Annotated in this window: 24 protein-coding genes and 1 tRNA gene; 19 read left to right on the forward strand and 6 right to left on the reverse strand. The window is 71.4% G+C overall.

Annotation, left to right across the window (positions count from 1 at the left end; translation table 11 throughout):
- Window positions 1-66 precede the first annotated feature (66 nt).
- The 8 genes from KZC56_RS15495 (at window position 67) to KZC56_RS15530 (ending at window position 8,296) form a co-directional block, all read left to right on the forward strand.
- Entirely contained in the window at window positions 67-1,272 is a 1,206-nt protein-coding gene (locus KZC56_RS15495) for a dipeptidase (protein WP_136030679.1), read from the forward strand.
- Complete coding sequence (locus KZC56_RS15500; RefSeq protein WP_136045768.1) at window positions 1,272-2,891, forward strand: ABC transporter substrate-binding protein; 1,620 nt, start codon at window positions 1,272-1,274, stop codon at window positions 2,889-2,891. Before KZC56_RS15495 ends, KZC56_RS15500 begins: the two co-directional genes overlap by 1 nt.
- A gap of 32 nt (window positions 2,892-2,923) precedes the next feature.
- Window positions 2,924-3,886 (forward strand): ABC transporter permease, encoded by a 963-nt coding sequence (locus KZC56_RS15505; protein ID WP_136035917.1) that lies wholly within the window; start codon window positions 2,924-2,926, stop codon window positions 3,884-3,886.
- Window positions 3,883-4,782, forward strand: a complete 900-nt coding sequence (locus tag KZC56_RS15510; RefSeq protein WP_136030686.1) for an ABC transporter permease — start codon at window positions 3,883-3,885, stop codon at window positions 4,780-4,782. Before KZC56_RS15505 ends, KZC56_RS15510 begins: the two co-directional genes overlap by 4 nt.
- A 9-nt stretch (window positions 4,783-4,791) precedes the next feature.
- A complete protein-coding gene (locus tag KZC56_RS15515; protein WP_206251110.1) occupies window positions 4,792-5,970 on the forward strand; it encodes a M24 family metallopeptidase in 1,179 nt (392 codons plus the stop codon).
- Window positions 5,971-5,995: 25 nt separating this feature from the next.
- Complete coding sequence (locus KZC56_RS15520) at window positions 5,996-6,895, forward strand: alpha/beta fold hydrolase (protein ID WP_136035915.1); 900 nt, start codon at window positions 5,996-5,998, stop codon at window positions 6,893-6,895.
- Between the two features lie 23 nt (window positions 6,896-6,918).
- The gene (locus tag KZC56_RS15525; RefSeq protein WP_240744543.1) at window positions 6,919-7,920 is read left to right on the forward strand and encodes an Lrp/AsnC family transcriptional regulator; all 1,002 of its coding nucleotides are present in this window, start codon (window positions 6,919-6,921) and stop codon (window positions 7,918-7,920) included.
- 91 nt (window positions 7,921-8,011) lie between these two features.
- The gene (locus tag KZC56_RS15530; RefSeq protein ID WP_136030694.1) at window positions 8,012-8,296 is read left to right on the forward strand and encodes a hypothetical protein; all 285 of its coding nucleotides are present in this window, start codon (window positions 8,012-8,014) and stop codon (window positions 8,294-8,296) included.
- A 64-nt stretch (window positions 8,297-8,360) separates the two neighbouring features.
- On the opposite strand, the gene KZC56_RS15535 is transcribed toward KZC56_RS15530, so the two are convergent.
- Together KZC56_RS15535 and KZC56_RS15540 are read right to left on the reverse strand one after the other, a co-directional pair.
- Entirely contained in the window at window positions 8,361-8,546 is a 186-nt protein-coding gene (locus KZC56_RS15535; RefSeq protein ID WP_136030696.1) for a hypothetical protein, read from the reverse strand.
- A 144-nt stretch (window positions 8,547-8,690) separates the two neighbouring features.
- Window positions 8,691-8,766 (reverse strand) — tRNA-Ala (locus KZC56_RS15540).
- 134 nt (window positions 8,767-8,900) lie between these two features.
- Between KZC56_RS15540 and KZC56_RS15545 the strand changes: the two genes are divergently transcribed.
- The 5 genes from KZC56_RS15545 to KZC56_RS15565 are packed head-to-tail and all read left to right on the forward strand — an operon-like array spanning window position 8,901 to window position 13,311.
- Window positions 8,901-9,971 carry an NAD(P)-binding domain-containing protein gene (locus KZC56_RS15545; RefSeq protein ID WP_136035914.1) on the forward strand — a complete coding sequence of 357 codons (1,071 nt, stop codon included), beginning with the start codon at window positions 8,901-8,903 and terminating at the stop codon, window positions 9,969-9,971.
- Between the two features lie 48 nt (window positions 9,972-10,019).
- Entirely contained in the window at window positions 10,020-10,811 is a 792-nt protein-coding gene (locus KZC56_RS15550; protein WP_247638958.1) for a hypothetical protein, read from the forward strand.
- Window positions 10,808-11,335: a DUF3592 domain-containing protein gene (locus KZC56_RS15555; protein WP_136030703.1), complete on the forward strand. Its 528-nt coding sequence runs from the start codon at window positions 10,808-10,810 to the stop codon at window positions 11,333-11,335. The genes KZC56_RS15550 and KZC56_RS15555 overlap by 4 nt, the downstream gene beginning before the upstream one ends.
- 28 nt (window positions 11,336-11,363) lie before the next feature.
- Window positions 11,364-12,020 (forward strand): SDR family oxidoreductase, encoded by a 657-nt coding sequence (locus KZC56_RS15560; RefSeq protein ID WP_136030705.1) that lies wholly within the window; start codon window positions 11,364-11,366, stop codon window positions 12,018-12,020.
- Between the two features lie 19 nt (window positions 12,021-12,039).
- Window positions 12,040-13,311, forward strand: coding sequence for a glycoside hydrolase family 3 N-terminal domain-containing protein (locus KZC56_RS15565; protein WP_247638959.1), 1,272 nt, complete (start codon window positions 12,040-12,042; stop codon window positions 13,309-13,311).
- Between the two features lie 15 nt (window positions 13,312-13,326).
- On the opposite strand, the gene KZC56_RS15570 is transcribed toward KZC56_RS15565, so the two are convergent.
- Genes KZC56_RS15570 through KZC56_RS15580 form a run of 3 tightly spaced genes read right to left on the reverse strand, consistent with a single transcriptional unit; the run spans window position 13,327 to window position 15,893 of the window.
- The gene (locus KZC56_RS15570; RefSeq protein ID WP_247638960.1) at window positions 13,327-14,190 is read right to left on the reverse strand and encodes a 3-methyladenine DNA glycosylase; all 864 of its coding nucleotides are present in this window, start codon (window positions 14,188-14,190) and stop codon (window positions 13,327-13,329) included.
- Window position 14,191: 1 nt separating this feature from the next.
- Window positions 14,192-15,217 (reverse strand): App1 family protein phosphatidate phosphatase, encoded by a 1,026-nt coding sequence (locus tag KZC56_RS15575; protein ID WP_247638961.1) that lies wholly within the window; start codon window positions 15,215-15,217, stop codon window positions 14,192-14,194.
- A 4-nt stretch (window positions 15,218-15,221) separates the two neighbouring features.
- The gene (locus KZC56_RS15580; RefSeq protein WP_136033589.1) at window positions 15,222-15,893 is read right to left on the reverse strand and encodes a DedA family protein; all 672 of its coding nucleotides are present in this window, start codon (window positions 15,891-15,893) and stop codon (window positions 15,222-15,224) included.
- A gap of 41 nt (window positions 15,894-15,934) precedes the next feature.
- On the opposite strand from KZC56_RS15580, the gene KZC56_RS15585 reads away from it, so the two are divergent.
- Both KZC56_RS15585 and leuS read left to right on the forward strand, forming a co-directional pair.
- Window positions 15,935-17,245, forward strand: a complete 1,311-nt coding sequence (locus KZC56_RS15585) for an anthranilate synthase component I family protein (protein ID WP_136033587.1) — start codon at window positions 15,935-15,937, stop codon at window positions 17,243-17,245.
- 73 nt (window positions 17,246-17,318) lie between these two features.
- Window positions 17,319-19,856 carry a leucine--tRNA ligase gene (gene leuS, locus KZC56_RS15590; RefSeq protein WP_136037320.1) on the forward strand — a complete coding sequence of 846 codons (2,538 nt, stop codon included), beginning with the start codon at window positions 17,319-17,321 and terminating at the stop codon, window positions 19,854-19,856.
- Window positions 19,857-19,881: 25 nt separating this feature from the next.
- Here the strand turns inward: leuS and KZC56_RS15595 are convergent, their stop codons facing one another.
- Window positions 19,882-20,559, reverse strand: a complete 678-nt coding sequence (locus KZC56_RS15595) for a hypothetical protein (RefSeq protein WP_247638962.1) — start codon at window positions 20,557-20,559, stop codon at window positions 19,882-19,884.
- 214 nt (window positions 20,560-20,773) lie between these two features.
- Between KZC56_RS15595 and KZC56_RS15600 the strand changes: the two genes are divergently transcribed.
- Genes KZC56_RS15600 through holA form a run of 4 tightly spaced genes read left to right on the forward strand, consistent with a single transcriptional unit; the run spans window position 20,774 to window position 24,816 of the window.
- Window positions 20,774-21,373, forward strand: coding sequence for a helix-hairpin-helix domain-containing protein (locus KZC56_RS15600; protein ID WP_247638963.1), 600 nt, complete (start codon window positions 20,774-20,776; stop codon window positions 21,371-21,373).
- Complete coding sequence (locus KZC56_RS15605) at window positions 21,370-22,806, forward strand: ComEC/Rec2 family competence protein (RefSeq protein ID WP_247638964.1); 1,437 nt, start codon at window positions 21,370-21,372, stop codon at window positions 22,804-22,806. Before KZC56_RS15600 ends, KZC56_RS15605 begins: the two co-directional genes overlap by 4 nt.
- A 3-nt stretch (window positions 22,807-22,809) precedes the next feature.
- Complete coding sequence (locus KZC56_RS15610; protein ID WP_247638965.1) at window positions 22,810-23,769, forward strand: ComEC/Rec2 family competence protein; 960 nt, start codon at window positions 22,810-22,812, stop codon at window positions 23,767-23,769.
- Between the two features lie 9 nt (window positions 23,770-23,778).
- Window positions 23,779-24,816 (forward strand): DNA polymerase III subunit delta, encoded by a 1,038-nt coding sequence (gene holA, locus KZC56_RS15615; RefSeq protein ID WP_247638966.1) that lies wholly within the window; start codon window positions 23,779-23,781, stop codon window positions 24,814-24,816.
- The last annotated feature ends 173 nt before the right edge of the window (window positions 24,817-24,989 follow it).

Consider the following 24,989-nt stretch of genomic DNA (forward strand, 5'->3'; position numbering starts at 1 on the left):
ATTCGAGGAAATCTCCCGCTCGACGAACGGGAGGCCACCCCCGTATCGACCCGAAGGAGCGCATCCGTGCTCGAACAAGCAGACCGCTACACCGGCTACACCGCGTACGACTACCTGGAAGCCGGCAAGGACTACCGCGAGTTCCGCTACGCCAAGCAGATCGGCCGCGTGCCGGCGTACGACCTCGGCCTCAGCGACGCGCAGAAGGAGCGCACCGAGCGCCTCCTCCGCGAAGAGACCGTGATCTCGCTGCACGAGCACGTGCAGGTCTTCCCCGAAGACATGGGCGAGCTGCGCGACCACATCCGCCAGGGCCGCGAACCCACCGGCTACCAGGGCCTCGCCCGCTCCGGTCTGACCGCGGTGTTCGACAACGGCATGGACGGCACCTGCTGTATCTCCAGCGACGCCGGGTGGAAGTACCAGGACGTGCTGTTCGACCTCGGCGTGCGCATGGCCGACCTCGCGCACCAGGACTTCGTGATCAAGGCCGAGTCGATCAAGGACATCCGGTACGCCGCGGAGACCGGCCGCGTCGCGCACATCTTCGCGCTCGAGGCCGCGACCATGATCGAGAACGAGGTCGACCGGCTCGATGTCCTGTACGGCTTCGGCGTTCGCCAGATGGGCATCGCCTACTCCGAGGCGAACATGCTCGGCGGCGGCCTCAAGGAGCGCGGCGACGGCGGACTCACCTACTTCGGCGAGCGCGCCGTGGAGCGGATGAACAAGCTCGGCATCGCGATCGACATCTCGCACTCGGGCGACCAGACGTGCCTCGACGTGATCGCCCACTCCACCAAGCCGGTCTTCATCACCCACGCGGGCGCCCGCGGACTGTGGCCGACGAACCGCATGAAGACGGACGAGACGATCATCGAGTGCGCCAAGCGCGGCGGGGTCATCGGCATCGAGGCCGCACCGCACACCACCATCTCGCCCCAGCACCCGAAGCACTCGCTGGAGTCGGTCATGGACCACTTCCAGTACTGCGTCGACCTGGTCGGCCTGGAGCACGTGAGCTTCGGACCCGACACGCTGTTCGGCGACCACGTGGGCCTGCACGACGCGTTCTCCTCGAACCTGTCGCTGGGTCAGGCGCACGCCAACGTCGACTACGAGAAGCAGCCGTACGTCGACGGCATCGAGAACCCCGCCGAGGCCTTCTACAACATCATCGGCTGGCTCGTGAAGCACGACTACTCCGACGACGAGATCCGCGCGGTCGTCGGCGGCAACACCATGCGCGTCCTCGAGGAGGTCTGGGTCTGATGAAGCACAACACGTTCCTCGCACTCGGTGCGGCCGCGGTCCTCGCCGTCGGCCTCGCCGCGTGCGCCCCCACGGCACCCGAGCCGGGGGAGTCGTCCGCCGCGACCGGGCCGAGCGATGAGACGCTCAGCATCGGTACGACGACCGACGTCGTGAACTTCAACCCCGTGCTCGGCAACAGCCGCACGGACTCGTGGGTCACCAACCTGATGTACCCGCACCTGCTGAGCATCAGCGACGACGGGACCAAGGAGGCGCACGTCGCCACCGAGTGGGGCTACGTCGACGACACCACCGGGTTCTACGAGATCCGCGACGACCTGACCTGGAGCGACGGCGAGCCGCTCACGGCGGAGGACGTCGCGTGGACGCTGAACGCGGTCAAGCGCGACCAGGCGCCCGGCACGTTCTACGGACAGCTGGGCAACCTCGACACCGCGACCGCGGTGAGCGACACCCGAGTCGAGCTGACGCTCACGCAGCCCGACTCGTCGATCATCGACGAGATCGGCTTCTGGGGTGTCGTCGTGCCGCAGCACGTGTTCGAGCCGAAGGGATCGATCGCGGAGTTCGCGAACGACGGCAGCGACGGCGGCTGGGTGGGCATGGGCCCGTTCATCATGACCGACTTCCAGGTCGGCCAGCACTACACGCTCGAGCGCGTGGAGGACTACCCGCTGGTCGACGGCGGCGTCCCCGGACCCGCCGAGGTCGTGTACCGCGTGTACCCCGACGTGAACACCGAGATCCTGGCGCTGCAGAGCGGCGAGATCGACGTGATCGCCAATGCCCTCCCGCCCGCACAGGTCGAGCAGCTGAAGGGCACCGACGGACTGCAGGTGATCGAGGCCGCCGGTCTCGGCTACGCGCACCTCGTCTACAACATGGAGAAGCCCGACCTCGCGAAGACCGAGGTGCGCCAGGCGCTCGCCCACGCGGTGGACTACGAGGCCATCCGCACGGTCGTCCTGCAGGGGCAGGCCGTCTCCACGGGATCCAGCGCCCTGATGCCGGTGCTCGCGAAGTACTACGACGACTCCGTCACCGAGTACGAGTTCGACCCGGAGAAGTCGCGCGAGCTCATGGAAGACGCCGGGTACACGGCGAACGCCGACGGCATGTTCCCCGTCTCGTTCCGCCTGATCTACTCGCTGCAGGACAGCGTGACCAGCCAGTGGGCGCAGATGGTGAAGGACAGCGCGGCCGAGGCCGGCATCACGATCGAGCTGCAGGGCACGGAGCGCAACACCTACCTCTCCATGACCAACGAGGGCGACTACGACATCTACGCCGGCAACTTCGCCATCATGGACGACCCGGTGACGAACTTCGCCCTGTCGTACCTGCCCGGCGGCGCGATCAACTACACCCACGTCGACGACCCCGAGCTGAACGCGCTGATCGAGGAGGGCATGGTCACGTTCGACGAGGACGACAAGATCGAGATCATGCGCAAGGCGAACAAGATCGTGCACGAGCAGGTCTACGACAACATCATGTACACGCAGAACCTGTTCTTCGCCGCGAGCGACGAATGGTCCGGCTTCATCTCCAAGCCGAGCGAACTGCTGTCGATCGTGAACCCGCTCTCGCTCGCGAGCGCGCACCCGGTCGAGTAAGAAAACCCCCACTCTCGAGGAAGGTCGCCCGGGTGTCCCGAGCATCGTTCATTCTCCGTCGCGCAGGTCGAGGTCTGCTCACGATCTGGTTCGCCGTGACCGTGACGTTCCTGCTCCTGCGTCTGCTGCCCGGCGATCCGGCCCTTGCGCTGGCGAGTCCGAACATGACGGAGGACATCCGGGCGACCATCCTCGAGCAGTACGGCCTCGATCAGCCGCTGATCGTGCAGTACGGCCTGTACATGTGGCAGCTGCTGCAGGGCAACCTCGGCATCTCCTTCACGCAGTCCATCCCGGTGACCGACGTGCTGCTGCAGCGGCTGCCGTGGACGCTGCTGCTGACCATCACCGCGCTCGTCCTCACGATCCTGATCGGGGTGCCGCTCGGCGTCGCGGCCGCGTCGCACCGGGGTCGCTTCATCGACAGGGCCGTGCAGGTGCTCGGCGTGACCGGGCAGTCGCTGTTCGTGCCGAGCGTCGCGATCCTGCTGCTGTTCGTGTTCGGGCTCAACCTCGGCTGGTTCCCCATCGGCGGCGCCTACACCAACAACACCTACGGCTTCGAGTGGTACCTCAGCGTCGCGCAGCACCTCGTGCTCCCGGCGGTGTCGCTCATGCTCATCCAGGTCGGCTCCTACGTGCTGACCATGCGCTCCACCCTCATCGAGACGCTCGGCGAGGACTACATCCTGCTCGCGAAGGCGAACGGCCTCCGCGGCCGCCGCATCCTGTGGAAGCACGCGCTGCGCAACGCGCTGCTGCCGACCACGACGCTGATCGGGCTCCAGCTCGGGTTCCTCGTCGGCGGGGCGGTGCTCACCGAGACCGTCTTCGCCTACCCGGGCATCGGCCGCGGCATCTACGAGGCCGTCACGCAGCTCGACTTCCCGGTGCTGCAGGGCGCATTCCTCATGCTCGCCATCACCGTGGTCGTGGCCAACACAGTCACCGACATCATCTACGGCTACCTGGACCCGAGAGTGAAGACCGCATGACCGCTCCGCTGCCCTCCACCGAGAACCTCGTCCCCAGCGAACCGACCGCGGCCGGCAGCGAGCGGGCCAGCGCGCACACCTGGCGCGCCTTCCGCCGCGACCCGCTCGGCATGATCTCGCTCGGCCTGCTGATCCTGCTCGTGATCGTCGCCCTCGCGGCGCCCCTGATCGCCCCGTACCCGGCGAGCTACGGGCCCGACGTGCTGCGCCCGCCGAGCGGGGACCACTGGTTCGGCACCGACGCGCTCGGCCGCGACGTGTTCTCCGAGGTCATCTGGGGCACGCAGCAGAGCGTGCTGGTCGCCGTGGCCGCCTCGGTGATCGCGATCGTCTTCGGCACGATCATCGCGGTGATCGGGGCCTACTTCCGCAAGCTCGACAGCATCATCAGCGTGATCGTCGACATGACCCTGTCGCTGCCCGTGCTGCCGCTGATGATCCTGATCGCGGCGCTCGTGGGGCCGAGCACCTCGACGATCATCTTCGTGGTCGCGGCGTTCTCATGGCCCGAGGTCACCCGACTCGTCCGTTCCCAGGCGCTCACGGTCGTCGGGCTGCCGTACGTCGACGCGTCCCGGCTGATGACGACCTCTCCGCTGTGGATCATCACGCGGCACGTGCTGCCCGCGGTGACCCCGGTGGTCGTGGTCTCGGTCGTGGTGACCGCGTCGCGGGCGGTGCTGTCGGCCGCGGGGCTGGCGTTCCTCGGACTGGGCGACCCGACCACGTGGTCGTGGGGCCGCATCCTGTACGAGGCACAGCAGGCGGGCGCCATGGTGAGCGCGTGGTGGCTGACGCTGTTCCCCTCCATCGCGATCCTGATCCTGGTGCTGTCGGCCACCCTCCTGTCCATCGCCTACAACGACGCGCGCAACCCGCGCCACCTGTCCCGCTAGGAGCACCGCATGACCGTCTTCGATCAGCGCCTCGCGCCGGAGTTCTTCGACACCGTGCAGCAGCGTGTCCGCGAGCGGATGGGGGAGGAGGGCTTCGACGCCTTCCTGACCGACCACCCCGAAGACATCGCGTACCTCACCGGCTTCTTCCACCACCCGTCCGAGCGGCCGGTCGCGATCTGGGTCGAGGCGGGAGGGCGCGTCGTGATGCTGCTGCCCGAGCTGGAACGCGAGTACGCGCAGTCGCAGTCCGCGCGCGCCGAGCTGGTCGCGTTCTTCGAGTTCCCGGGGGTCGTCCCGCCGTTCCAGGTGCTCGCCGACGCGGTGTCGCCGCGCGGCAGGGTCGGTTTCGCGACCACGATGCCGTATCAGCGCCTGGCCGCCGCCCGCGCCGCGATGCCGCACGCCGAGCTCGTGCCGTCCGACCTGCTCACCCGCACCCGATACGTGAAGTTCCCGGAGGAGGTGGTGCTGCACCGCGAAGCGGCCCGCATCACCGACCTGATGCTGGAGGCCGGGGTCGCACTGGTGCGCGAGGCCGTCGCGGCGGGCGGAGAGCTGCCCACCGAGGCCGAGCTGGAGCGGCACGTGACCTCCGCCGGCACCCGTGTCATGTATGCCGAGCACCGCAACGTGGTCGTGGCCTCGCTGCTCGCGGGCGGTCTGGTGTACTCCGGCGCGAACTCCGCGTTCCCGCACGGGCTGCCGTCGGTCAACCGGCTCCGGGCGGGGGACACCTTCATGCTCTCGCTCGGCTGCGCCGTGGGCGGCCGCTTCATCGAGGGCGAGCGCACGTTCGTGCTCGGGGAGCCTACGGCCGAGCAGCGCCGCTACCACGACACGATCCGCGACGCCCAGCGCGTGGGCCGCGAGACCATCCGCGCGGGCCTGGAGTGCCGCGAGGCGAACCGGCTGTGCCTCGACGTGATCCGCGACGCCGGGCTGGGCGAGTTCATCCGGCATCGCCAGGGGCACGGCATCGGTCTGGGCATGCATGAGGCGCCGTGGCTGGAGGACGGCGACGCCACGCTCCTGGAGGCGGGCATGGTCGTCTCCAACGAGCCGGGCATCTACGTGCCGGGGCACGCGGGGTATCGCATCAGCGACAGCATGCTCGTGACCGCCGACGGCGCCGAACCCCTGACCACCTATCCGCGCAGCCTCGACGAGTGCACCATCGCGCTCTGAACGCCTGTTGAAGAAAGAGGACGATATGACATCCACCCCCGACGTCTCCCCGGAGTTCGCCGCCGCCACGAGCGACCACCAGTGGGTCGAGATCAACGGCAACCACCTGGCCGTCGAGGTGCTCGGCCCGGAGAACGCGCCCGTCATCATCACCCACCACGGCGCCCCGGGGCTGGGGTCGCGTGCCGAGCCGCGCGCGAGCTTCGGCCGGCTCGCCGACGAGTACCGGGTGGTCGTGTTCGACGCCAGGGGCAGCGGCCAGAGCGAGGGGAACGGCACCTACAGCCACGAGCAGTGGGCGGCCGACATCGACGGTCTGCGCGAGTGGATCGGCGCGGAGAAGATCGTCATGGCCGGCGGCTCCTACGGCGGCTTCATGACCATGGAGTACGCGCTGCGCTACCCCGACCGCGTGGCCGCGCTCGTGCTGCGCGACACCTCCCCGGACAACTCCAACGCGCACCTGGCGCGCGAGAACGCCCTCGCCTCCGACCGGGTCGACATCGACATGGAGAAGTTCGACCGCATCGACCTCGGGCAGGTGCGCGACGACGAGGACCTCAAGGACTGCTGGCGGGAGATCCTGCCCCTGTACGACTTCGTCTACGACCCCGAGGCGGTCGAGCGGAAGGTGCAGGCGACGCCCTACCGCTACCGGGCGCACAACTACGCCTTCTCCGTGAACCTGCCGGACTACGACCTGAAGCCGCGGCTGCCCGAGATCGCAGTCCCGACACTCATCACCGTGGGCCGGACCGACTGGATCACGCCAGTATCGTGTAGCCAGACGATCGCCGATCTCATCCCGGACTCCGAGATGGTGGTGTTCGAGAAGTCGGGGCACTCCCCGCAGATCGAGGAGGCAGAGGCGTGGACGGAAGCGGTGCGCACGTTCCTGCACCGGGTGTACCCGCCGACCCGATGACGAGCGTTCCACTGACGAGAGAAGTGAGCGATCTCGACCGGAGGATCGTCGTCGCACTTCAGCAGGACGGACGCGCGAGCTGGACGTCGATCGCCGAGTTCGCCGGCGCGTCCGTCTCGACGGTCACCCGGCGCGGGCAGCAGCTGCTCGCCGAGGGTGTGGTGAGCGTGGGCATCGTGCCGACCCTGGGCAGCGAGGGGCACGTGGAGACGTTCTTCGTGCGCATCAACTGCACCCCCGGGTCGCAGCTGAGCGTCGCGCAGGCGCTGATCGGCTCCCCGTACGTGCGGTTCGTGACCCTGGTGACCGGCAAGTTCGACGTGTTCGCGGAGGTCGTCATCCCGGGGGACTCGGCGACCTACGCGCACGTGCTCACGGATCTGCAGGCCATCCCCGGCGTGGAGCGCTGGCGCAGCGACCTCGTCGTGCACACCTACAAGGTGAGCTTCGACTGGGGACGTCAGCTGTACGACTCGCACGCCGAGGCCGCCAGCGACCCGAAGTCGTACATGCCGGCACCGAACACGTGCGACCCGACGCACTTCGACGACGCCGACCGGGCGATCGTCGCGGAACTGCGTTACAACGGACGGGCGTCGTTCCAGTCGATCGCCGATGCGCTCGACATGAACGAGAGCAGCGTGCGGCGCCGGTACGAGCGGATGCGCAGCGCCGGCTGCCTCACGACCGTGACGATGGTGCCCGCGTCGGCGCTGGGCATGAGCGCGGAGACGCTGCTGATGCTGCGGGTCGAGCCGTCGCGCATCGCCTCGGTGGCACAGACGCTCGCGCAGCACGTGTCCGTGCGGTTCCTCGCGGCGGCGCTGGAGGAGAACTCGCTGTACTGCGAGATCATCCTGCCGAGCACCGAGACCCTGCACGACTTCCTCACCGGGACGATCGCGCACCTCAAGGGCGTGCGCGGATGGAACGCCGCGATGGAGCTCGTGTTCATGAAGCGCGGGTTCATCGAGACTCCGTGGTGGCGGGCGCAGGTAGCCTCCGCGGGCGGGCTCGACACCTAGTCCTGCACTTCGCCGGTCAGGTGTCAAGGGCCTACCCTTCCGTGCCCGCAGGGCGCACCCTCCTTATAAGAGAGTCCTGGAGGGCCCCCAGATGTCCGACATCCCCGATCCCCGTTTCGTGCTCCACCGCATCACACCGTCCGAGTGGGTGATCAACGACCTGCGCTATCCCCAGAACGACCCGCGCCACGTCGTCGCCTGCGTCTACGAGCTCGCCGACACCGAGGTCGAGGTGACGTGGCTGCGCGACCTTCCGCTCGCGATCCGCTACGGCACCGCGTTCGAGGTTCTCGAAGAGGTCGAGCGGATGCAGGGGGCGAGCCGGGCCACGCGCCCGATCGCGATCCCGCACCGCCCCCCGCTGCTGGCGACGTGAGCGCCGCAGCGCGGAGAGAAGGGCACCACCTCGGTCGAGGCGGTGCCCTTCTCTCGTCCGGCGGTCAGGCGTCGTCGCCGTCGACGTCCGCCGTCGTGGCGGCGCGGTCGGCCTCGGCGCTGTCGATCTGTGCGTCGTCGGCGTCCTCGTCGAGCACGCGTTCGCCGTCGACCTCGCGCGTGGGCACGTCTTCCGCGTCACCCTCGGCGAACGGCGGGACGGGCGGGATCGGGGGAGTCGGGTTGGACATGGGGCATCCTTTCGTCGGCGGATGCGACCTGTCTACGTCGACGCGGGGGGCTTCGCGAGACGGTTGACGCTCGCGCGCTGCGGCGCTAGCCCCGTGCGACCGTGCCGGAAACGAAGAAATCCCGCGATCTCTCGCGGGATTCTCTGGTGGACCTGAGGGGACTCGAACCCCTGACCCCCTGCATGCCATGCAGGTGCGCTACCAGCTGCGCCACAGGCCCAGAAGCCGCTCCTCATCTGCCGGAGCAACTCGAACAGCGTACTACACGAAGCGACACCGGCACCAATCGGGGCGGGCAGCCCGGGCGCGTCGCCGGGGTGGAACAACCGCGGCTCTCCGGGCGTTCCTGACAGCGTGAGCATTCTCGACAGCCTGGTGATCGGTGCAGGGCAGGCCGGCCTCTCGGCGTCGTACCACCTGACCAGGCTCGGGATCCCGCACGTGGTGCTCGACGCCGACGAGCGGCCGGGCGGCGCCTGGCAGCACCGCTGGGACGCGCTGACCATGAGCGACGTGCACGGCGTCGCCGAGCTGCCGGGCGACACCCCGCCCGCGCGCGACCGACGTCGAGCCAACCAGGCGGTGCCGGAATACTTCGCGGCCTACGAGCGCGCGCACGACCTCCCCGTTCTGCGCCCCGTGCACGTGCGTCGCGTGGACGACCACGACGGGCTGCTCGTGGTGCAGGCACCGGAGGGGGAGTGGACGACCCGTACGCTCGTGAACGCGACCGGCACCTGGACCCACCCGTTCGTGCCGCACGTGCCCGGCATGGAGACCTTCCTCGGCGAGCAGCTGCACACGGTCGACTACCCGGGACCGGAGCACTTCCGAGGCCGCCGAGTGCTCGTCGTGGGCGCGGGCGCGTCCGCGGTGCAGTTCCTCGGCGCCCTCGCCCCGATCACCGAGACGCTGTGGGTCACGCGGCGACCGCCCGTCTGGCGCAGCGACGACTTCACCCCCGAGGCGGGGGCCGCGGCGGTCGCGCTCGTCGAGCAGCGCGTCGCGGCCGGGCTCCCACCGCGGAGCGTCGTCAGTGTGACCGGGCTGATGCTGCGTCCGCAGGAGCGCGAGGCCGAGCGGCTCGGCGCCTATGCGGACCCTCGGCCGCTGTTCGCACGCATCGAGCCCGACGGGGTGCGCTGGGCCGACGGGTCGTTCGAACGGGTCGACATGATCCTCTGGGCCACCGGATTCCGGCCGGCGATCGGGCACCTGGCGCCGCTGCACCTCCGCAGCGCCGCGGGCGGCATCCAGCTCGACCGCCACGGCCGCGGTACGACCGCGGTCGCCGATCCGCGCGTGCAGCTCGTGGGGTACGGGCCCTCGGCCAGCACGATCGGCGCGAACCGTGCGGGGCGCTCGGCCGCGAAGGGCGTGCAGCGGGCGCTGGCCGCCGCCGCCGTTCCCGTCTCGACCGGCTGAGGGCGCGTCAGCCGGAGTGCGGCCGGGCTTCTCGATACGCTGAAGACCATGCTGCGCATCATCCTCACGGTCGTCTGGCTCCTGCTCACGGCCTGGCTGGCGATCTGGGTGGGCGAGGGACTGTTCGGCGTCGATCAGCGCCACTCGATCCTCCCGTTCGCGGGCGATGACACCCTGGGCGGCCCGATCCTGATCGGCGTCGCCTGGGGGCTGCTCCTCACGTTCGGCGGCACGATGACGGGGTTCGGCCGCCGCACGAAGCTCCGCGGCGAGACCCGGATCGGCGTCGGCACGATCGTCGAGCTCTCCCGCACGGGCGTCACGATCAACGACGTGCCGCAGTACGACCTGTTCCTGCGCGTGAGCCCCGCTGAGGGCGACGACTTCATCGGACAGCTGCGGATGCTCATCGACCCCTCCGACTCCGCGGGACTCCAGGTCGGGCAGCCCGTGCCGGTGCGGTACAGCACGACCGACCGCGACACGGTGCAGCTCGCCGACCTCAGCGACCCGACCGTGCGAGAGGCGATGCTGCAGTGGCGCATCGACCGCGGGCTCATCGACCCCGCCCAGGTGCGAGCCAGGACCACGGGCACCGCGGTGCCCGCGTCGGTGCTCGAGGTGCGCCCGACCGGACGCCGCAGGGAGGGGCAGAGCGAGCTCGCGCTCAAGGTGCTGGTGGCACCGGAGGGGGCGGCGACCTGGGAGGCCGACACCACGGTGTTCGTGTATCCCCAGGCGGTGTCGCGGCTGCAGGTGGGCGCGCCGATCTGGGCGTACTACCGGCGGGAGGATCCGCACACGGTGGCGGTCACGATCGAGAAAGAGGCGACGCGATGAACCCGCTCGACACCCTCATGTGGCTCGTCAACTTCCCCGCGTCGCACGGCTACGCCATGGTGTTCATCGCCGGCTTCTCGATCCTCGGGCTCTTCGCCGTGTCGGCCAGAGGAGCCACACCGGGTGGGTCGCTGCGGGCCATCCGCGAGCGGGAGGGGCTGCTGCCGCTCGACACCCGTCCGCGGGCCGGGATCGGCGGGACGATCGTGCGGATCGTGTTCCGGGTGCTCGCCTTCGTGATGCTCGGGTCGCTCGTGATCGGCATCCTGAGCCTGACCGGCGTGCCTGTCACGCGCGCGTACATCTACGACAACGGGCGACCAACGACGGCCACGATCGACGGGGACTGGGTCACGTTCACCACCGCGGAGGGCGTGGAGTACACGCTGGAGAGCAACTTCTTCACCCCGGCGGTCTACCCCGACCGCGACGCGTACCTGCCGAGCGGCGCCCCGGTCGTGGTGCGCTACCTGCCCGACCACCCGCAGGCGTTCGTGATCGACAGCGCGCAGACCCCGCGCTGACGTCGGACCCGGCGCGTAGGGTGGAAGCATGTCGCGCGTCCTCGTCTTCGGCGGCCATGGCCGCATCGCCCTCCTGCTCGCCCCGCTGCTCGTCGCCCGCGGCGACGAGGTCACCAGCGTGATCCGCAACCCCGACCACGTCGCCGACGTGGAGGCCACGGGGGCCACCGCCCTGGTGGCCGATATCGAACAGCTCGACGTCGACGCCCTCGCCGAGATCATCCGCGGGCACGACGCCGTGGTGTGGTCGGCCGGCGCGGGCGGCGGTGACCCGAAGCGCACCTACGCTGTCGATCGCGACGCGGCGGAGCGGTCGATGGACGCCGCCGAGCGTGCCGGCGTCGAGCGCTACGTCCTGGTGTCCTGGATCGGCTCCACCGCGGAGCACGGGATCCCGCAGGACGACCCGTTCTTCGCGTACGCCGACGCGAAGTGGGCCGCCGACGAGCACCTCCGCGGCTCGAACCTCGCCGGGACGATCCTCGGACCGGGCGGTCTCACGTTCGACGAGCCGACCGGACGCATCCAGATCGACCCCGAAGGCCGGGGAGAGGTCTCGCGCGCCGACGTCGCGGCCGTCATCGTCGAGGTCCTGCAGAATCCGGCGACAGTCGGCCGCACGATCCGCTTCGGCAACGGCGACGCGGACTCCTCGCTCCCGATCGCCGAGGCCCTCGCGGGCTGACCGTGGCGGAGGCCCCGACGTGCCCCTGAGGCCCGCGCGACGGCGCACGGTCGGTGTGCTCGCCGCGCTGGCGCTCGCCCTCTGTGCGCTGCCCGCCGCCGCGTCGCCGCTGCCCGCTGCGACATCGACCGCCCCTCCCGCGCCTGCCGCTGCCGCGACCACCGCGGGGGAGACTCCCGCGCCCACCGACGATGCCGGGAGCGCCGACGCCACGGTGGACGCCGCCGACACCGCGTATCTCCGCGAACGCGCCGCCGCCGCGGTCGCCGACCTGCCCGTGGCGCAGCAGGCGGCCTCCATCGTGATGGGACACATCGGCGGCACCGACCCGGCAGCGCTGGCCGCCTACATGCAGGCCGGGTTCGGCGGGTTCATCCTGATGGGGGCGAACATCCCCGGCACCGACGCCGAGCTGCGCGCGCTCACGGATGCTCTCGCGGTGGACCCGACGCTGCCTCCGCTGATCGCGGTGGACCAGGAGGGCGGCCTGGTCTCCCGGCTCGACGGGGACGTGTTCCCCGCCTCGACCACCCTCAAGGACCGCCCGGCCGCCGACACGTCGGCCGCGTTCGCCGCCCGCGGTGCACTGGTGGCCCGTGCGGGCATCACGGTGAACTTCGGCACGGTCGCAGACGTCACCGCCGACAGCGGCTCGTTCATCTTCGGGCGGGCCCTCGGCACCGACCCGTCCGGGGCGGCCGAGCGCGTCGCGGCGGCCACCTCGGCGCAGCAGCCGTTCGTCGCCTCCGCACTCAAGCACTTCCCCGGCCACGGTGCGGCTCCGGGCGACTCGCACCACGCGATCCCGACCACCGGACGGAGCCTGGAGGAGTGGAAGACGACGGACGCGGTGCCCTTCGCCGCGGGCATCGACGCGGGAGCCTCCCTGCTCATGTACGGGCATCTCGCCTACACCGCCGTCGACCCGCTACCCGCCTCCCTCTCAGCGACGTGGCACACGCTCGCCCGTGACGAGCTCGGCTTCGACGGTGTCTCGGTGACGGACGACCTCGGGATGCTGCTGTCGTCGGGCGACCCCGCCTACGCCGATCCGGTGGCGAACGGGGTGGCGGCGGTCGCGGCGGGGAACGACCTGGTGCTCATGGTCGCCGGCTCCGACGCGCAGACCGCCGGACGCATGGCCGCGGGCATCGCGGCGGCGGTCGACGCGGGCACCCTGCCCGCGGAGCGGCTGGCGGACGCCGCGACGCGAGTACTGGCCCTGCGGATGCAGCTCGCGGGATCCACCGCGACCTGGGGAGTCTGCGACACCTGCACCCCGGCCGGCTGAGGCGGAAGCGACGGCTCAGGCGACGGCGCGTGCGTCCGAGCCGAGCCAGGCGCGGAGCAGAGCCGCGCGCAGCACCGCCCCCCGCTCCGCGAAGCCGCGCTGTCGTCGCACGTACTCGGCCTTGCCCTCCGGCGTCTCGATGCGCACGGGCTCCACGTCCCAGGCGGCCAGGTCGTAGGGAGCGGCCTGCATGTCCAGCAGGCGGATGTCCCTCGCCAGCTCATAGGTGTCGAGCAGCAGCTCACCGGGCACGAGCGGCCCGAGCTTCACGGCCCAGCGGTACAGGTCCATGCCGGCGTGCAGGCACCCCGGCTGCTCGACCTGGGGCTGCCCGTCCCTGCTGAGCGTCGTCCGGTTGCGTGGCACGGCCTCCGGGGTGAAGAACCGGAACGCGTCGAAGTGGGTGCACCGCAGGTCGTGCGACTCCACGACCGCATCGGTGCCGTCCTTCCCGAGGCGCAGCGGCACGGGGTGACGGTGCTCGTCCGCGCGATACACCATCGCCCACTCGTGGAGTCCGAAGCAGCCGAACTGACCGGGCCGCGAGGCCGTGCGACGTAGCATGCGCTCGACCAGCGCGGCCAGCTCGGGCTTCTCGGCCGCGTACCGGTCGGCATCGGGAACCACCGCGTCGGGGGTCGCGCCGGGGGAGTACCAGCGCCACCCGGCACGCTCGGCGGCGTCACGCAGCTCGACCCCCGCACCGGGGTGCCAGCGCCGCAGCTGCGCGGGCTTGTAGGCGTAATAGGTGTGGAGGAAGTCCCACACCGGGTGCTTCTCGCCGCGGGACAGGCGGGCACGGTGGTCGGCGGTCAGCGCGTCGGCACGCTCCCGATGCGCCTGCTCCCGCGGGAACCACTCCTCGCGCGTCAGGGCCATGTCAGTGCAGGATGCCCACGTCGCCGAGCTGGTCGCGCAGACCGGCACCGTCTTCGGCGCTGACCCAGGGGGCGGCGTCCGCCTCGTGCGACTCCATCTCGGCGCGCCCACCGGCGAGTACGGCCTCGGCGGGAAGGAGGCGCCGGATGGCCACACCGGCCACGGAGTCGGGGTGCTCTTCCTGGAACTGCGTGTAGATGGCCTCGTCGTGCTGGCCGTCGTCGCCGATCAGCAGCCACTTCACCTCGGGGAACTCGGTGGCCAGGCGGCGCAGGTTCGTGAGCTTGTGCTCGCGGCCGCTGCGGAACCAGCGGTCGTGCGTCGGGCCCCAGTCGGTCAGCAGCAGCGACCCTGCGGGGAACAGGTGCCGCCCGAGGAACCGGGAGAGCGTGGGTGCGACGTTCCAGGCGCCCGTGGACAGGTACACCATGGGCGCGCCGGGGTGCTGGCGCAGGAGCTGGTCCAGCAGCACCGCCATGCCCGGGACCGGGATGCGGGCGTGCTCATCCACGACGAAGGAGTTCCAGAAGGCGATGAACGGGCGGGGGAGCGCCGTGACCATCACCGTGTCGTCCACATCGGACACGACCCCGAACCGGCTGTCCGCCGCGACGATGAACGCCCGCGCCTCGATCGGCTCCTGCCCCTCGACCGTGACCGTGAAGGTCTGCCACCCGGGCTCCAGGTCGGCGCGGATCACGGCGTCGATCACACCACCGCGGTCGGCGACGACCTGGTGAGTGCTGTCGCCCACGTGCACGCTGACCGACGCGAACCCGACCGGGATGCCGACGAAGCTGCGCCAGCCGCGGATGCTCGCCGGCTCGCCGTCCCGGTTGCTGCGCTGCGGCGGCACGATGAGCACCCGCCCCAGCACGCGCACCCACCCGGGACCCCCGTAGCCGGGGAACGGGAGGATCGTGGCGCTGCGGCCGCGTCGGCGCGCTCGCCCCTCGCGCCACACGTGGAGGCGATGCTCGAGCCGTGCGAACCAGTGGATCCTGGGCGCCGGGGGTGGGGAAGCCATTGCCTCAGTCTTTCACGTCGGCGTCCGTGCCCGCCTCCGGCGCCTCCAGATGCCGCGCCTCCAGCCGCTGCAGCAGCTTCTTGCCCAGATACGCCAGGAGCAGGAAGAGCGCGATGGCGCCGACGAAGATGTAGCTCGCGTAGTGCACCCGGTCGACGAGGTCGCGGAAGCTTCCCGCCGCGAGCGAGGTCACGCTCACGTAGGCCGTGGCCCAGATGATGCAGGCGGGCGTCGTCCACGCCAGGAAGCGGCGGTACGGGTACTCGCTCATCCCGACGGTCAGGGGCACCAGGGAGTGCAGCACCGGAAGGAAGCGGGAGAGGAAGATGGCGATGCCGCCGCGGCGGGCCAGGTAGTTCTCTGCGCGCACCCAGTTCTGCTCGCCGATGCGGCGACCCAGCCACGACGAGCGGATGTGGGGACCGAGCCACCGGCCGAGCCCGAAGCCGATGCTCTCGCCGATCAGGGCGCCGACCACGACGGTCACGCCCATCGCTACACCCTCCCAGGGGGTCGCGATCCCCATGGAGGCGATGATCACGATCGTGTCGCCGGGGACGATCAGCCCGATCAGGATGCTCGTCTCCAGCATGACCGCGAGTCCGGCGACCAGTGTGCGCGTGACCGGATCGATCGACTGCACGGTGTCGAGGAGCCAGAGCAGGAGGTCGTCCACCCCCTGAGAATATCGGGCGTCGCCGCACCTAGGCTGGGAAGGTGCGCGCGCACCTGAGCCCCCGACCCCTGCCGACCTGGGCGGACCCCGAGCGGCTGTTCCGCGTGCTCGCCGCCAGGGCGGGTGACGTGTTCTGGCTGGACGCGGGGGACGGAGCCGCGGAGGGGTGGAGTCTGCTGGGGGTCGGCGTGCCGTCGCCGAGACCCGACGATGTGCGGCTGGACGGCCGCGTCTCCGAGCCCGGGCTCCCCCCGTTCCTCGGCGGATGGGTCGGCTGGTGCACGTACGAGGGCGGTGCCGCGGCCGCCGGTGCCCCGGTGTCCGCGGACGACCCGGTGCCCGACGGCTGGATGCGGGTGACCCACGCGATCGCCTGGGACCATGCGCGCCATCGCCTGTGGGCGCTCGACCCCGCCGGGCCGGACGCCGACCCCTGGGCGGACGAGCTCCTCGTCGCGGCGGTCGACCCCACTCCCGCGCGGCCGGATCCGACACCGGGGACCACCGTGGCCCGGCACGCCCCCGCGGAGTACGCCGAGCTCATCGAGCGGTGCCGCGCCCTGATCCGCGCGGGCGTCGCGTATCAGCTCTGCCTCACCACGCGCTTCACCGTGCCGGGGACGCACGACCCGGTCGAGGTGTACCGGCGGCTGCGGGCGGCGACCCCCGCGCACCACGGGGGCTTCGTGCGCATCGGCGGGCGCGCGCTGCTGAGCGCCAGTCCGGAGCAGTTCCTCCACGCGGCGGGCGGAGTCGTGCGCACCCGGCCGATCAAGGGCACCCGGCCGCGCAGCACCGACCCCGACACGGATGCCGCGCTCGCCGCCGAGCTCGCCGGCGACCCGAAGGAGCGCGCGGAGAACGTGATGATCGTCGATCTCATGCGCAACGACCTGTCGCGCGTGTGCGTGCCCGGCACGATCCGCGTCGACGGGCTGTGGGTCGTGGAGAGCTACCCGGCCGTGCACCAGCTCGTGAGCACGGTGAGCGGCACCCTGGCGGACGGCGTCACGCTCGGCGCGCTGCTCGCGGCCGCGTTCCCCGCCGGCAGCATGACCGGGGCGCCGAAGCTGTCGGCGATGACGCGGCTGCACGAGCTGGAGAGCGGCCCCCGGGGGGTGTACGCCGGCTGCTTCGGCTACGTGGGCGTGGACGGCGCGGCCGACCTCGCGATGGTGATCCGCAGCATCGTGATCGCGGGGGACGAGGCCGTGGTCGGAGCGGGCGGCGGGATCACGTGGGGCTCGGTGCCGGCGGCCGAGGTCGCCGAGGTCGCGACCAAGGCGAGGGCTCCGCTCGCGGCGCTGGGCGCGGAGCCGCCCTGGCCGTGGGGTTCCGATATCCTGAACTGATCCCGCAATTCCCCTCAGATTGGTCGTGCGTTCGTTGTCCGAGAACCTGTCCACCGCTCCCGTCGACGAGGAGATGCCCTCGGCGCACGCCATCCAGGCCAAGTGGCAGAAGTACTGGGCGGAGCACGAGACGTTCCTCACCGGCGGCGACGGCGACACCCGCCCGCGGCGCTACGTCCTGGCGATGTTCCCGTACCCCTCGGGCGACCTGCACATGGGGCACGCGGAGAACTACCTCTACTCCGACATCGTGGCGCGGTTCTGGCGTCACCGCGGGCACAACGTGCTCAACCCGATCGGCTGGGACTCGTTCGGCCTGCCCGCCGAGAACGCGGCGATCCGCCAGGGCGCGGACCCGCGCGAGTGGACCTATCAGAACATCGCGCAGCAGAAGGTCGGCTTCGAGCAGTACGGCGTCTCGTTCGACTGGAGCCGCGTCCTGCACACGTCCGACCCGGAGTACTACCGCTGGAACCAGTGGCTGTTCCTGAAGATGTACGAGCGCGGCCTGGCGTACCGCAAGAAGAGCCCGGTCAACTGGTGCCCGAACGACCAGACGGTGCTGGCGAACGAGCAGGTCGTCGACGGTCGCTGCGAGCGCTGCGGCTACGAGGTCGTGAAGAAGAAGCTCACCCAGTGGTATTTCCGCATCACCGACTACGCGGATCGGCTGCTCGACGACCTGAACCAGCTCGAGGGTTTCTGGCCGCACAAGGTGCTGCAGATGCAGCGCAACTGGATCGGCCGCTCGGTCGGCGCCGACGTGGACTTCCGCATCGAGGGCCGTGACGAGCCGGTGACGGTGTTCTCCACGCGCCCTGACACCCTGCACGGTGCGACGTTCTTCGTGGTGGCGCCCGACTCCGATCTCGCCGCTGAACTGGCCGCCGAGGCTCCCGTCGAGGTGCGCCAGCGGTTCCAGGACTATCTGGAGCAGGTGCAGAAGGAGTCCGACATCGATCGGCAGTCCACGGATCGCCCCAAGACGGGCGTGTTCCTGGAGCGCTACGCGATCAACCCCGTGAACGGCGAGAAGCTGCCGGTGTGGGCCGCCGACTACGTGCTGGCCGACTACGGCCACGGCGCCGTGATGGCGGTTCCCGCGCACGACCAGCGCGACCTCGACTTCGCCCGCGCCTTCGACCTGCCGGTCAAGGTCGTGGTCGACACGACCGCGCCGATCACGGGGGCCATGCCGGTGATCGAGGTCGACGAGGAGGGCGTCCCGATCGACACGGGCGCCGCCCTCGACGAGCAGCACCCCGCATCGACCGGTGTCGCGCTCACGGGCGACGGTCGCATGATCAACTCGGGTCCGCTGAACGGGCTGTCCAAGCGCAACGCGATCGCCCGCGCGATCGAGCAGCTGGAGGCGTCGGGCACGGGCCGTGCGGCGAAGAACTACCGTCTGCGCGACTGGCTGATCTCGCGACAGCGCTTCTGGGGAACGCCGATCCCGATGCTGCACGGCGACGACGGCCGCATCGTGCCGGTGCCCGAGGACCGGCTGCCCGTGAAGCTGCCGAGCGTCGAGGGACTCGACCTCAAGCCCAAGGGCACCTCGCCGCTGGGCGGGGCGGAGAGCTGGGTGCGCACGACCGACCCGGAGACCGGCGACCCCATGCTGCGCGACCCCGACACGATGGACACGTTCGTCGACAGCTCGTGGTACTTCCTGCGCTTCCTCTCGCCGAACAGCGACACCGTGGCGTTCGACCCCGCCCAGGCGTCGCGCTGGGCCCCGGTGGACTCGTACATCGGCGGCGTCGAGCACGCGATCCTGCACCTGCTCTACGCACGGTTCATCACGAAGGTCCTGTTCGACATGGGCCTGATCGACTTCACCGAGCCGTTCTCGAACCTGATCAACCAGGGGATGGTGCTGCTCGACGGGCAGAAGATGTCGAAGAGCAAGGGCAACCTGGTGCTGTTCCAGGAGGAGCTCGACGCACACGGCGCCGATGCGCTGCGCGTGGGCCTCGCCTTCGCCGGTCCGGTGGAAGACGACAAGGACTGGGCGGACGTGTCGACCACGGGCGCGCAGAAGTTCCTCTCGCGTGCGCTGCGCATCGGGCACGAGGTGTCGAGCCCGGTCGACGTGGTGTTCGACGGGGGAGACGCGGCCCTGCGTCGCGCCACGCACAAGCTGCTCGCGGAGGCTCCGGCGCTGGTCGAGCAGACCAAGTTCAACGTGCTGGTCGCCCGGCTGATGGAGCTGGTGAACGTCACCCGCAAGACCATCGACGGCGCGGGCGGTGCGGGCGACCCCGCGGTGCGCGAGGCCGCCGAGACGATCGCCGTGATGCTCGACCTGATCGCGCCGCACACCGCGGAGGAGATGTGGGAGCTGCTCGGGCACGAACCGTCCGTCGGACTGGTCACGTGGCGCTCGGCCGACCCCGCGCTGCTCGTGGAGGACACGGTCACGGCCGTCGTGCAGGTGGGCGGCAAGGTGCGGGCTCAGCTCGAGGTCCCCGCGCGCATCGGCGAGGCCGAGCTGGAAGCGCTCGCTCGCGCGGATGAGCGTGTGATCCGGTCGATCGGCGACCGCGAGATCGTGAAGGTCGTCGTGCGCGCTCCCAAGATCGTCAGCATCGTCGTCGCGGGCTGATCCGTCGCGACCTCCGGAGCCGCGGTCACGCGTCCCGGTCGGCGCGCGCGGCGTCCGCGACGGCGATGCCCCGGCGCATCGCCGCGCGAGACGCCTCGTCCCACGGGCCGGACTCCGCGAGCGGGATCTCGGTCAGGTAGCGGCGCTCGGACTCCGGCAGGAGCGTCACGAACCGGGTCGGATCGGAGCCGGCCATCGCATACAGAGCCGGACCGTCCGCGTAGTACAGATCGCACGCGACGAGACGCCCGTCGCTGCCGCGCATGATGTTGGACGGGTTCTGATCGAGGGGGCCGCACCAGGGCAGCGCCCACGCTGCCCTGGCATGGATGCGGCGCACGACGTCGACGAGCTCGGCGACGTGCGGTGCGCGTTCGGCGATGGCGGTGTGGAAGGCGACCGCGTCCTTCTCGTCGACCGCGTGGAGCCACTCCATCACCTGCAGATCGCCGCCGCCCGCGAGTCGACGGTGCGCGAACAGTCGCGGTACCTGACCGGTGTGCGCGGCTTCGCGATACAGTGCGGCCGTGTACGGTCCGACCGGATCGAACGGGCTGATGCGCACCGCGGCGACGCCGTCGGGTGAGCGCAGGGCGAAGGCCCAGTCGCCCGCGCCGCTCGGCGTCCAGCCCGCCTCGCGGAAAGCGCGCTCAGCGTCGCGATGAGAGGCCTCCGGGGGCAGGTCGTCGACGATGTCGGTCACCGCTCCAGTCTGCGCCACGCGGCGGGCACGCATCGGAAGAGAGAGCGGCGCGCCCGGGCGCCGGCTCATGCGTGCTGCCGGCCTGGCGGCGTCGGAGCGAGCCCGGCTCCGATCGCCCCGCCTTCAGCTCTGCACGGCGGACCGGGCGCCGCTGTTGTCCACGACCGGCGGTTCTCCGTGGTCGCGGGGGTCTGCGGAGACCTACCGTGACGGGGTGACTCCTCCCGCACCGACACCCGTACCCCGGCAGCGACGACTGCGGCTCGGTGTCGGCGCCGCGGTGGCGCTCGCGCTCGTCGTGCTGTCGGCCGCGGTGGGTCTGGGCATCCTGCGCGGCCAGGGCGCACCGGCGGAGTCCTACCCGGTGGGCGACCGTGCGACGGCCGCGCCGTCGTCCGACGTGCTGTACGTGCACGTGCTCGGCGCGGTCGAGCGGCCGGGACTGTACGTCGTCGGCGGTGATGCGCGGCTGGTCGATGCCGTGGCGGCTGCGGGCGGGACGACGGTCGACGCCGACCTCGCCGCGATCAACCTCGCCCGCCGGGTCGAGGACGGCGAGCAGATCCTGGTGCCCGTGGTCGGTGGGTCGGGCGCCGGTTCTCCTGCCGCGGCACCCACGGACGCGCGGATCGACCTCAACGCGGCCGACCAGGCCGCGCTGGAGACGCTGCCGCGGATCGGTCCCGCCCTGGCCGCCCGCATCATCGCGTGGCGGGAGGAGAACGGACGCTTCCAGTCGGTGGACGACCTCCTCGGCGTGCCGGGCATCGGGGAGAAGCTGCTCGCGGGATTACGCGACGGGGTACGGGTGTGAAGTCCCGCGATCTCCGGCTCGTGCCGGTCGCCCTCGCGGTGTGGGCGGCGGCGCTCGTCTGCGTGTTCCAGCCCGGTCTCGCGGCGGCCTGTGCGCTCGTGTGCGGCGTCGCGGCGGGCGTCGTCCTGCTGGTGCTGCTCGCACGGGGGAGGCACGGCGCGGGCCTGGTCCTCCTGATGCTCGCGGCGGCCGCGGCCACGGCGCTGTCCGTGGGGTACGCCCTTCCGTCGCGCGAAGCCGCCGCGGGACAGGGCGGCCGCGTGGTCGAAGCGGTGGTCGAGGTCACGTCGTCCGCGTCCACCGGTCAGGACGGGCGGCTCTGGGTCGAGGCGACCACGCAGAGCCTCGGTCCGCCGGGTCGGGCGCGCCCGGTCGCGGTGCCGGTGCGGATCGGGACCGCGACAGCCGACGGCATCGACCTCGGCGCCCGGCTCCGCGTCGTGGGGGAGACCTCCGCGACGGAGGCGGGGGAGCGCGCGGTGCTGGTGCTCTACGCCACGACCACGGAGGTCGTGCAGCCTCCGTCCGGGGTGTTCGGCGTGGCCGCCACGGCGCGCCGCGCCTTCGTCGACCGCGCGCTGCGGCTGCCCGAGCCGGGCGGGGCGCTCCTGCCGGGACTCGCCGTGGGGGACACCAGGGCGGTGGGCTCCGACCTGGACGAAGACATGCGTTCGAGCGGTCTCAGTCACCTCACGGCCGTGAGCGGGGCGAACTGCGCGATCGTGGTGGCGGCGGTCTTCGGGCTCACGGCGCTGTGCGGTGGCGGCCGGGCGCTGCGGGTGGTGCTCGCGGCCACGGCGCTCTCCGGCTTCGTGGTGCTGGTCACGCCGGAGCCGAGCGTGGTGCGCGCCGCGGTGATGGCGGGCGCGGGGATGCTGTCCGTGCTCCTGGGACGACCGAGCGCCGGTGCAGGCGTGCTCGCCCTGTCGACGATCATGATCCTGGTGTCCGATCCGTGGCTCGCCGCGACGCCCGGCTTCGCGCTGTCGGCCGTCGCGACGGGCGCACTCATCCTGCTCGCACCGCCGTTGTCACGCGGGTTGCGACGGTGGATGCCGGGCCCGGTCGCGCTGGCGATCGCGGTCCCGCTCTCGGCGCAGCTCGCGTGCGGCCCCATCATCGCGCTGTTCGCGGAACAGCAGTCGCTCATCGGCGTGGCGGCGAACCTGATCGCGGAACCCGCGGCACCGGTCGCGACCGTGGTCGGGCTGCTCGCCTGCCTCGCGGGGCCCGTGCCCGCGGTCGCCGACCTCCTGGCCGCCACCGCGTGGCTGCCCGCGACCTGGATCGCGACGACCGCCCAGGTGACCGCGGACCTGCCCGGTGCGACCATCCTGCTGCCCGCAGGGATCGGCAGCGCGGCACTGGTCGCCGGGCTCGGCGCCGCGGTCGTGGTCGTGTGCCTGGAGGGCGGGAGCCGTGGTCCGCGGTAGCGCGTGCGCGGCGGCGCCGTGCTGCGCGGTGGCGCCGTGACGGTGCTCGTGGTCGCGGGCTCCCTCGCCGGGGCGCAGGCCCTGCTCGGCGGGCCCCTCGCGACGGCCGCGACCCCGGACGGCTGGTCGATCGCCGCGTGCGACGTGGGTCAGGGCGACGCGCTGCTCGTCCGATCCGAGGGCGCCGTGGCTCTGATCGACACCGGTCCGGCGCCGGAACCTCTTCGCGACTGCCTGCGCTCGCTCGGCATCGACCGACTCGACCTGCTCGTGCTCACCCACTTCGATCTGGACCATGCGGGCGGCGTCGAGGCCGTGCGGGGCCGGGTGTCCGCGGTGCTGCACGGGCCGACCGCCGACGCGGACGACGAGCGGACCCTCGCCTCGCTCGCGGCCGGGGGAGCACGGGTCGAGCAGGCGTCCGCGGGGCTCAGGGGAACCCTGGGCGGGGCGACCTGGCGCGTGCGGTGGCCCGTTCGCGATACGGCGGCGTTCCCCGCGGGCAACGACCTCGGCGTCGTGATGGAGTTTAGCGGGGGAGGGGTGCCTCGCTCGCTCTTCCTCGCCGATCTGTCGGCCCCTGCGCAGCGGCTGCTCCAGCGTTCGGAGCGCCTCGGCCCGTACGCGGTGGTGAAGGTCGCCCACCACGGCAGCGCCGACCAGGACCCCGGGCTCTACCAGGCGCTGTCACCCGTGGTCGCGCTCATCAGCGTGGGCGCCGACAACGACTACGGGCACCCGCGCCGCGAGACGCTCGACCTGCTGGGCGCGCTGGGGGCCCAGGTGTATCGGACCGACGAGCGCGGACGCATCCTGCTCGGGCTGCGTCACGGCGCTCTGGCGATGTGGAGCGAGACGACTCCCGAGCGTCGAGGTCGTCGCCGCGGCAGCGGGTCATCGTGCAGGTCTGCGCCGAACCAGCGGCAGCGCTCGTCCGATCGCGGTGTCGGACGCCGCCGGTAGGCTGGGGTCATGGCAGCGTCCCGTCCTCCCGCCCGCGGTGGCGCGAAGCCCGCGAAGATCCCGCAGTTGTCGTGGCGCGAGCCCCGTCCCGCCCCGATCGTGCTCGTCTCCGGTCCGGAAGAGGTCTGCGCCGAGCGTGCGATCGCCGGTGTCCGCGACTATCTGCGCGCCGAGGATCCGGCCCTCGAGGTCAGCGACGTCCGCGCCGACGACTACGCGCCGGGCACGCTCCTGGCCCTCACGTCGCCCTCCCTGTTCGGTGAGCCGCGCCTGGTGCGGGTCTCCGGCGTCGAGAAGTGCTCCGACGCGTTCCTGCAGGAGGCCGTGTCCTATCTCGAGCAACCGCAGGAGGGCGCTACGGTCGTGCTCCGTCACACGGGCGCGAGCGTTCGTGGCAAGAAGCTGCTCGACGCCCTGCGCGCCGGCACGGGCGGGGGCATCGAGATCCCCTGCCCGGCGATCAAGCGAGACGGCGACAGGGTCGACTTCGCGGCGGGGGAGTTCGCGGCCGCCAAGAAGCGCATCGCGCCCCCGGCCCTGCGAGCCCTGGTCTCCGCGTTCGCCGATGACCTCACCGAGCTCGCCGCTGCCTGCCAGCAGCTGATCGGCGACGTCGAGGGCGACGTCACGGAAGAGGTCGTCACCAAGTACTACGGGGGCCGGGTCGAGGTGTCGGCGTTCGTCGTCGCCGACACGGCGATCGCCGGGCGCTACGGCGAGGCCCTGGTGTCGCTGCGGCACGCCCTGGCCTCCGGAGCGGATCCGGTGCCCATGGTCGCGGCGTTCGCCATGAAGCTGCGCACGATGGCGCGGGTCGCCGGGAATCGGGAGCCGAGCCGTCAGCTCGCCCAGCGCCTCGGGATGAAGGACTGGCAGGTCGACCGCGCCCGCCGCGACCTCGCGGGCTGGAACGAGCGGTCGCTCGGGATGGCGATCCAGGCCACCGCCCGCGCCGACGCCGAGGTGAAGGGTGCCGCCCGCGACCCGATCTTCGCGCTCGAGCGCATGGTCACCGTCATCGCCACGCGGGAGCCCTTCGGCGGCTGAGCGTGCGGCGCCCGCAGCCTGGCAGCGGTCCGCCACCCGTGAAGATGCACGTCGCCGGCGCGCAGTCCCGGCGCGAGCGTGTGCCGCTGCACGCCGCCTCCGCGATGGAGGGCATGTTCCCGGCCCCTCGCTTGTCCCGTGTCGACCCCACGTGTTCCGGGAACGACAGAAGG

The organism is Microbacterium sufflavum (assembly GCF_023091155.1).
GTDB classification, from domain to species: Bacteria; Actinomycetota; Actinomycetes; order Actinomycetales; family Microbacteriaceae; genus Microbacterium; species Microbacterium sufflavum.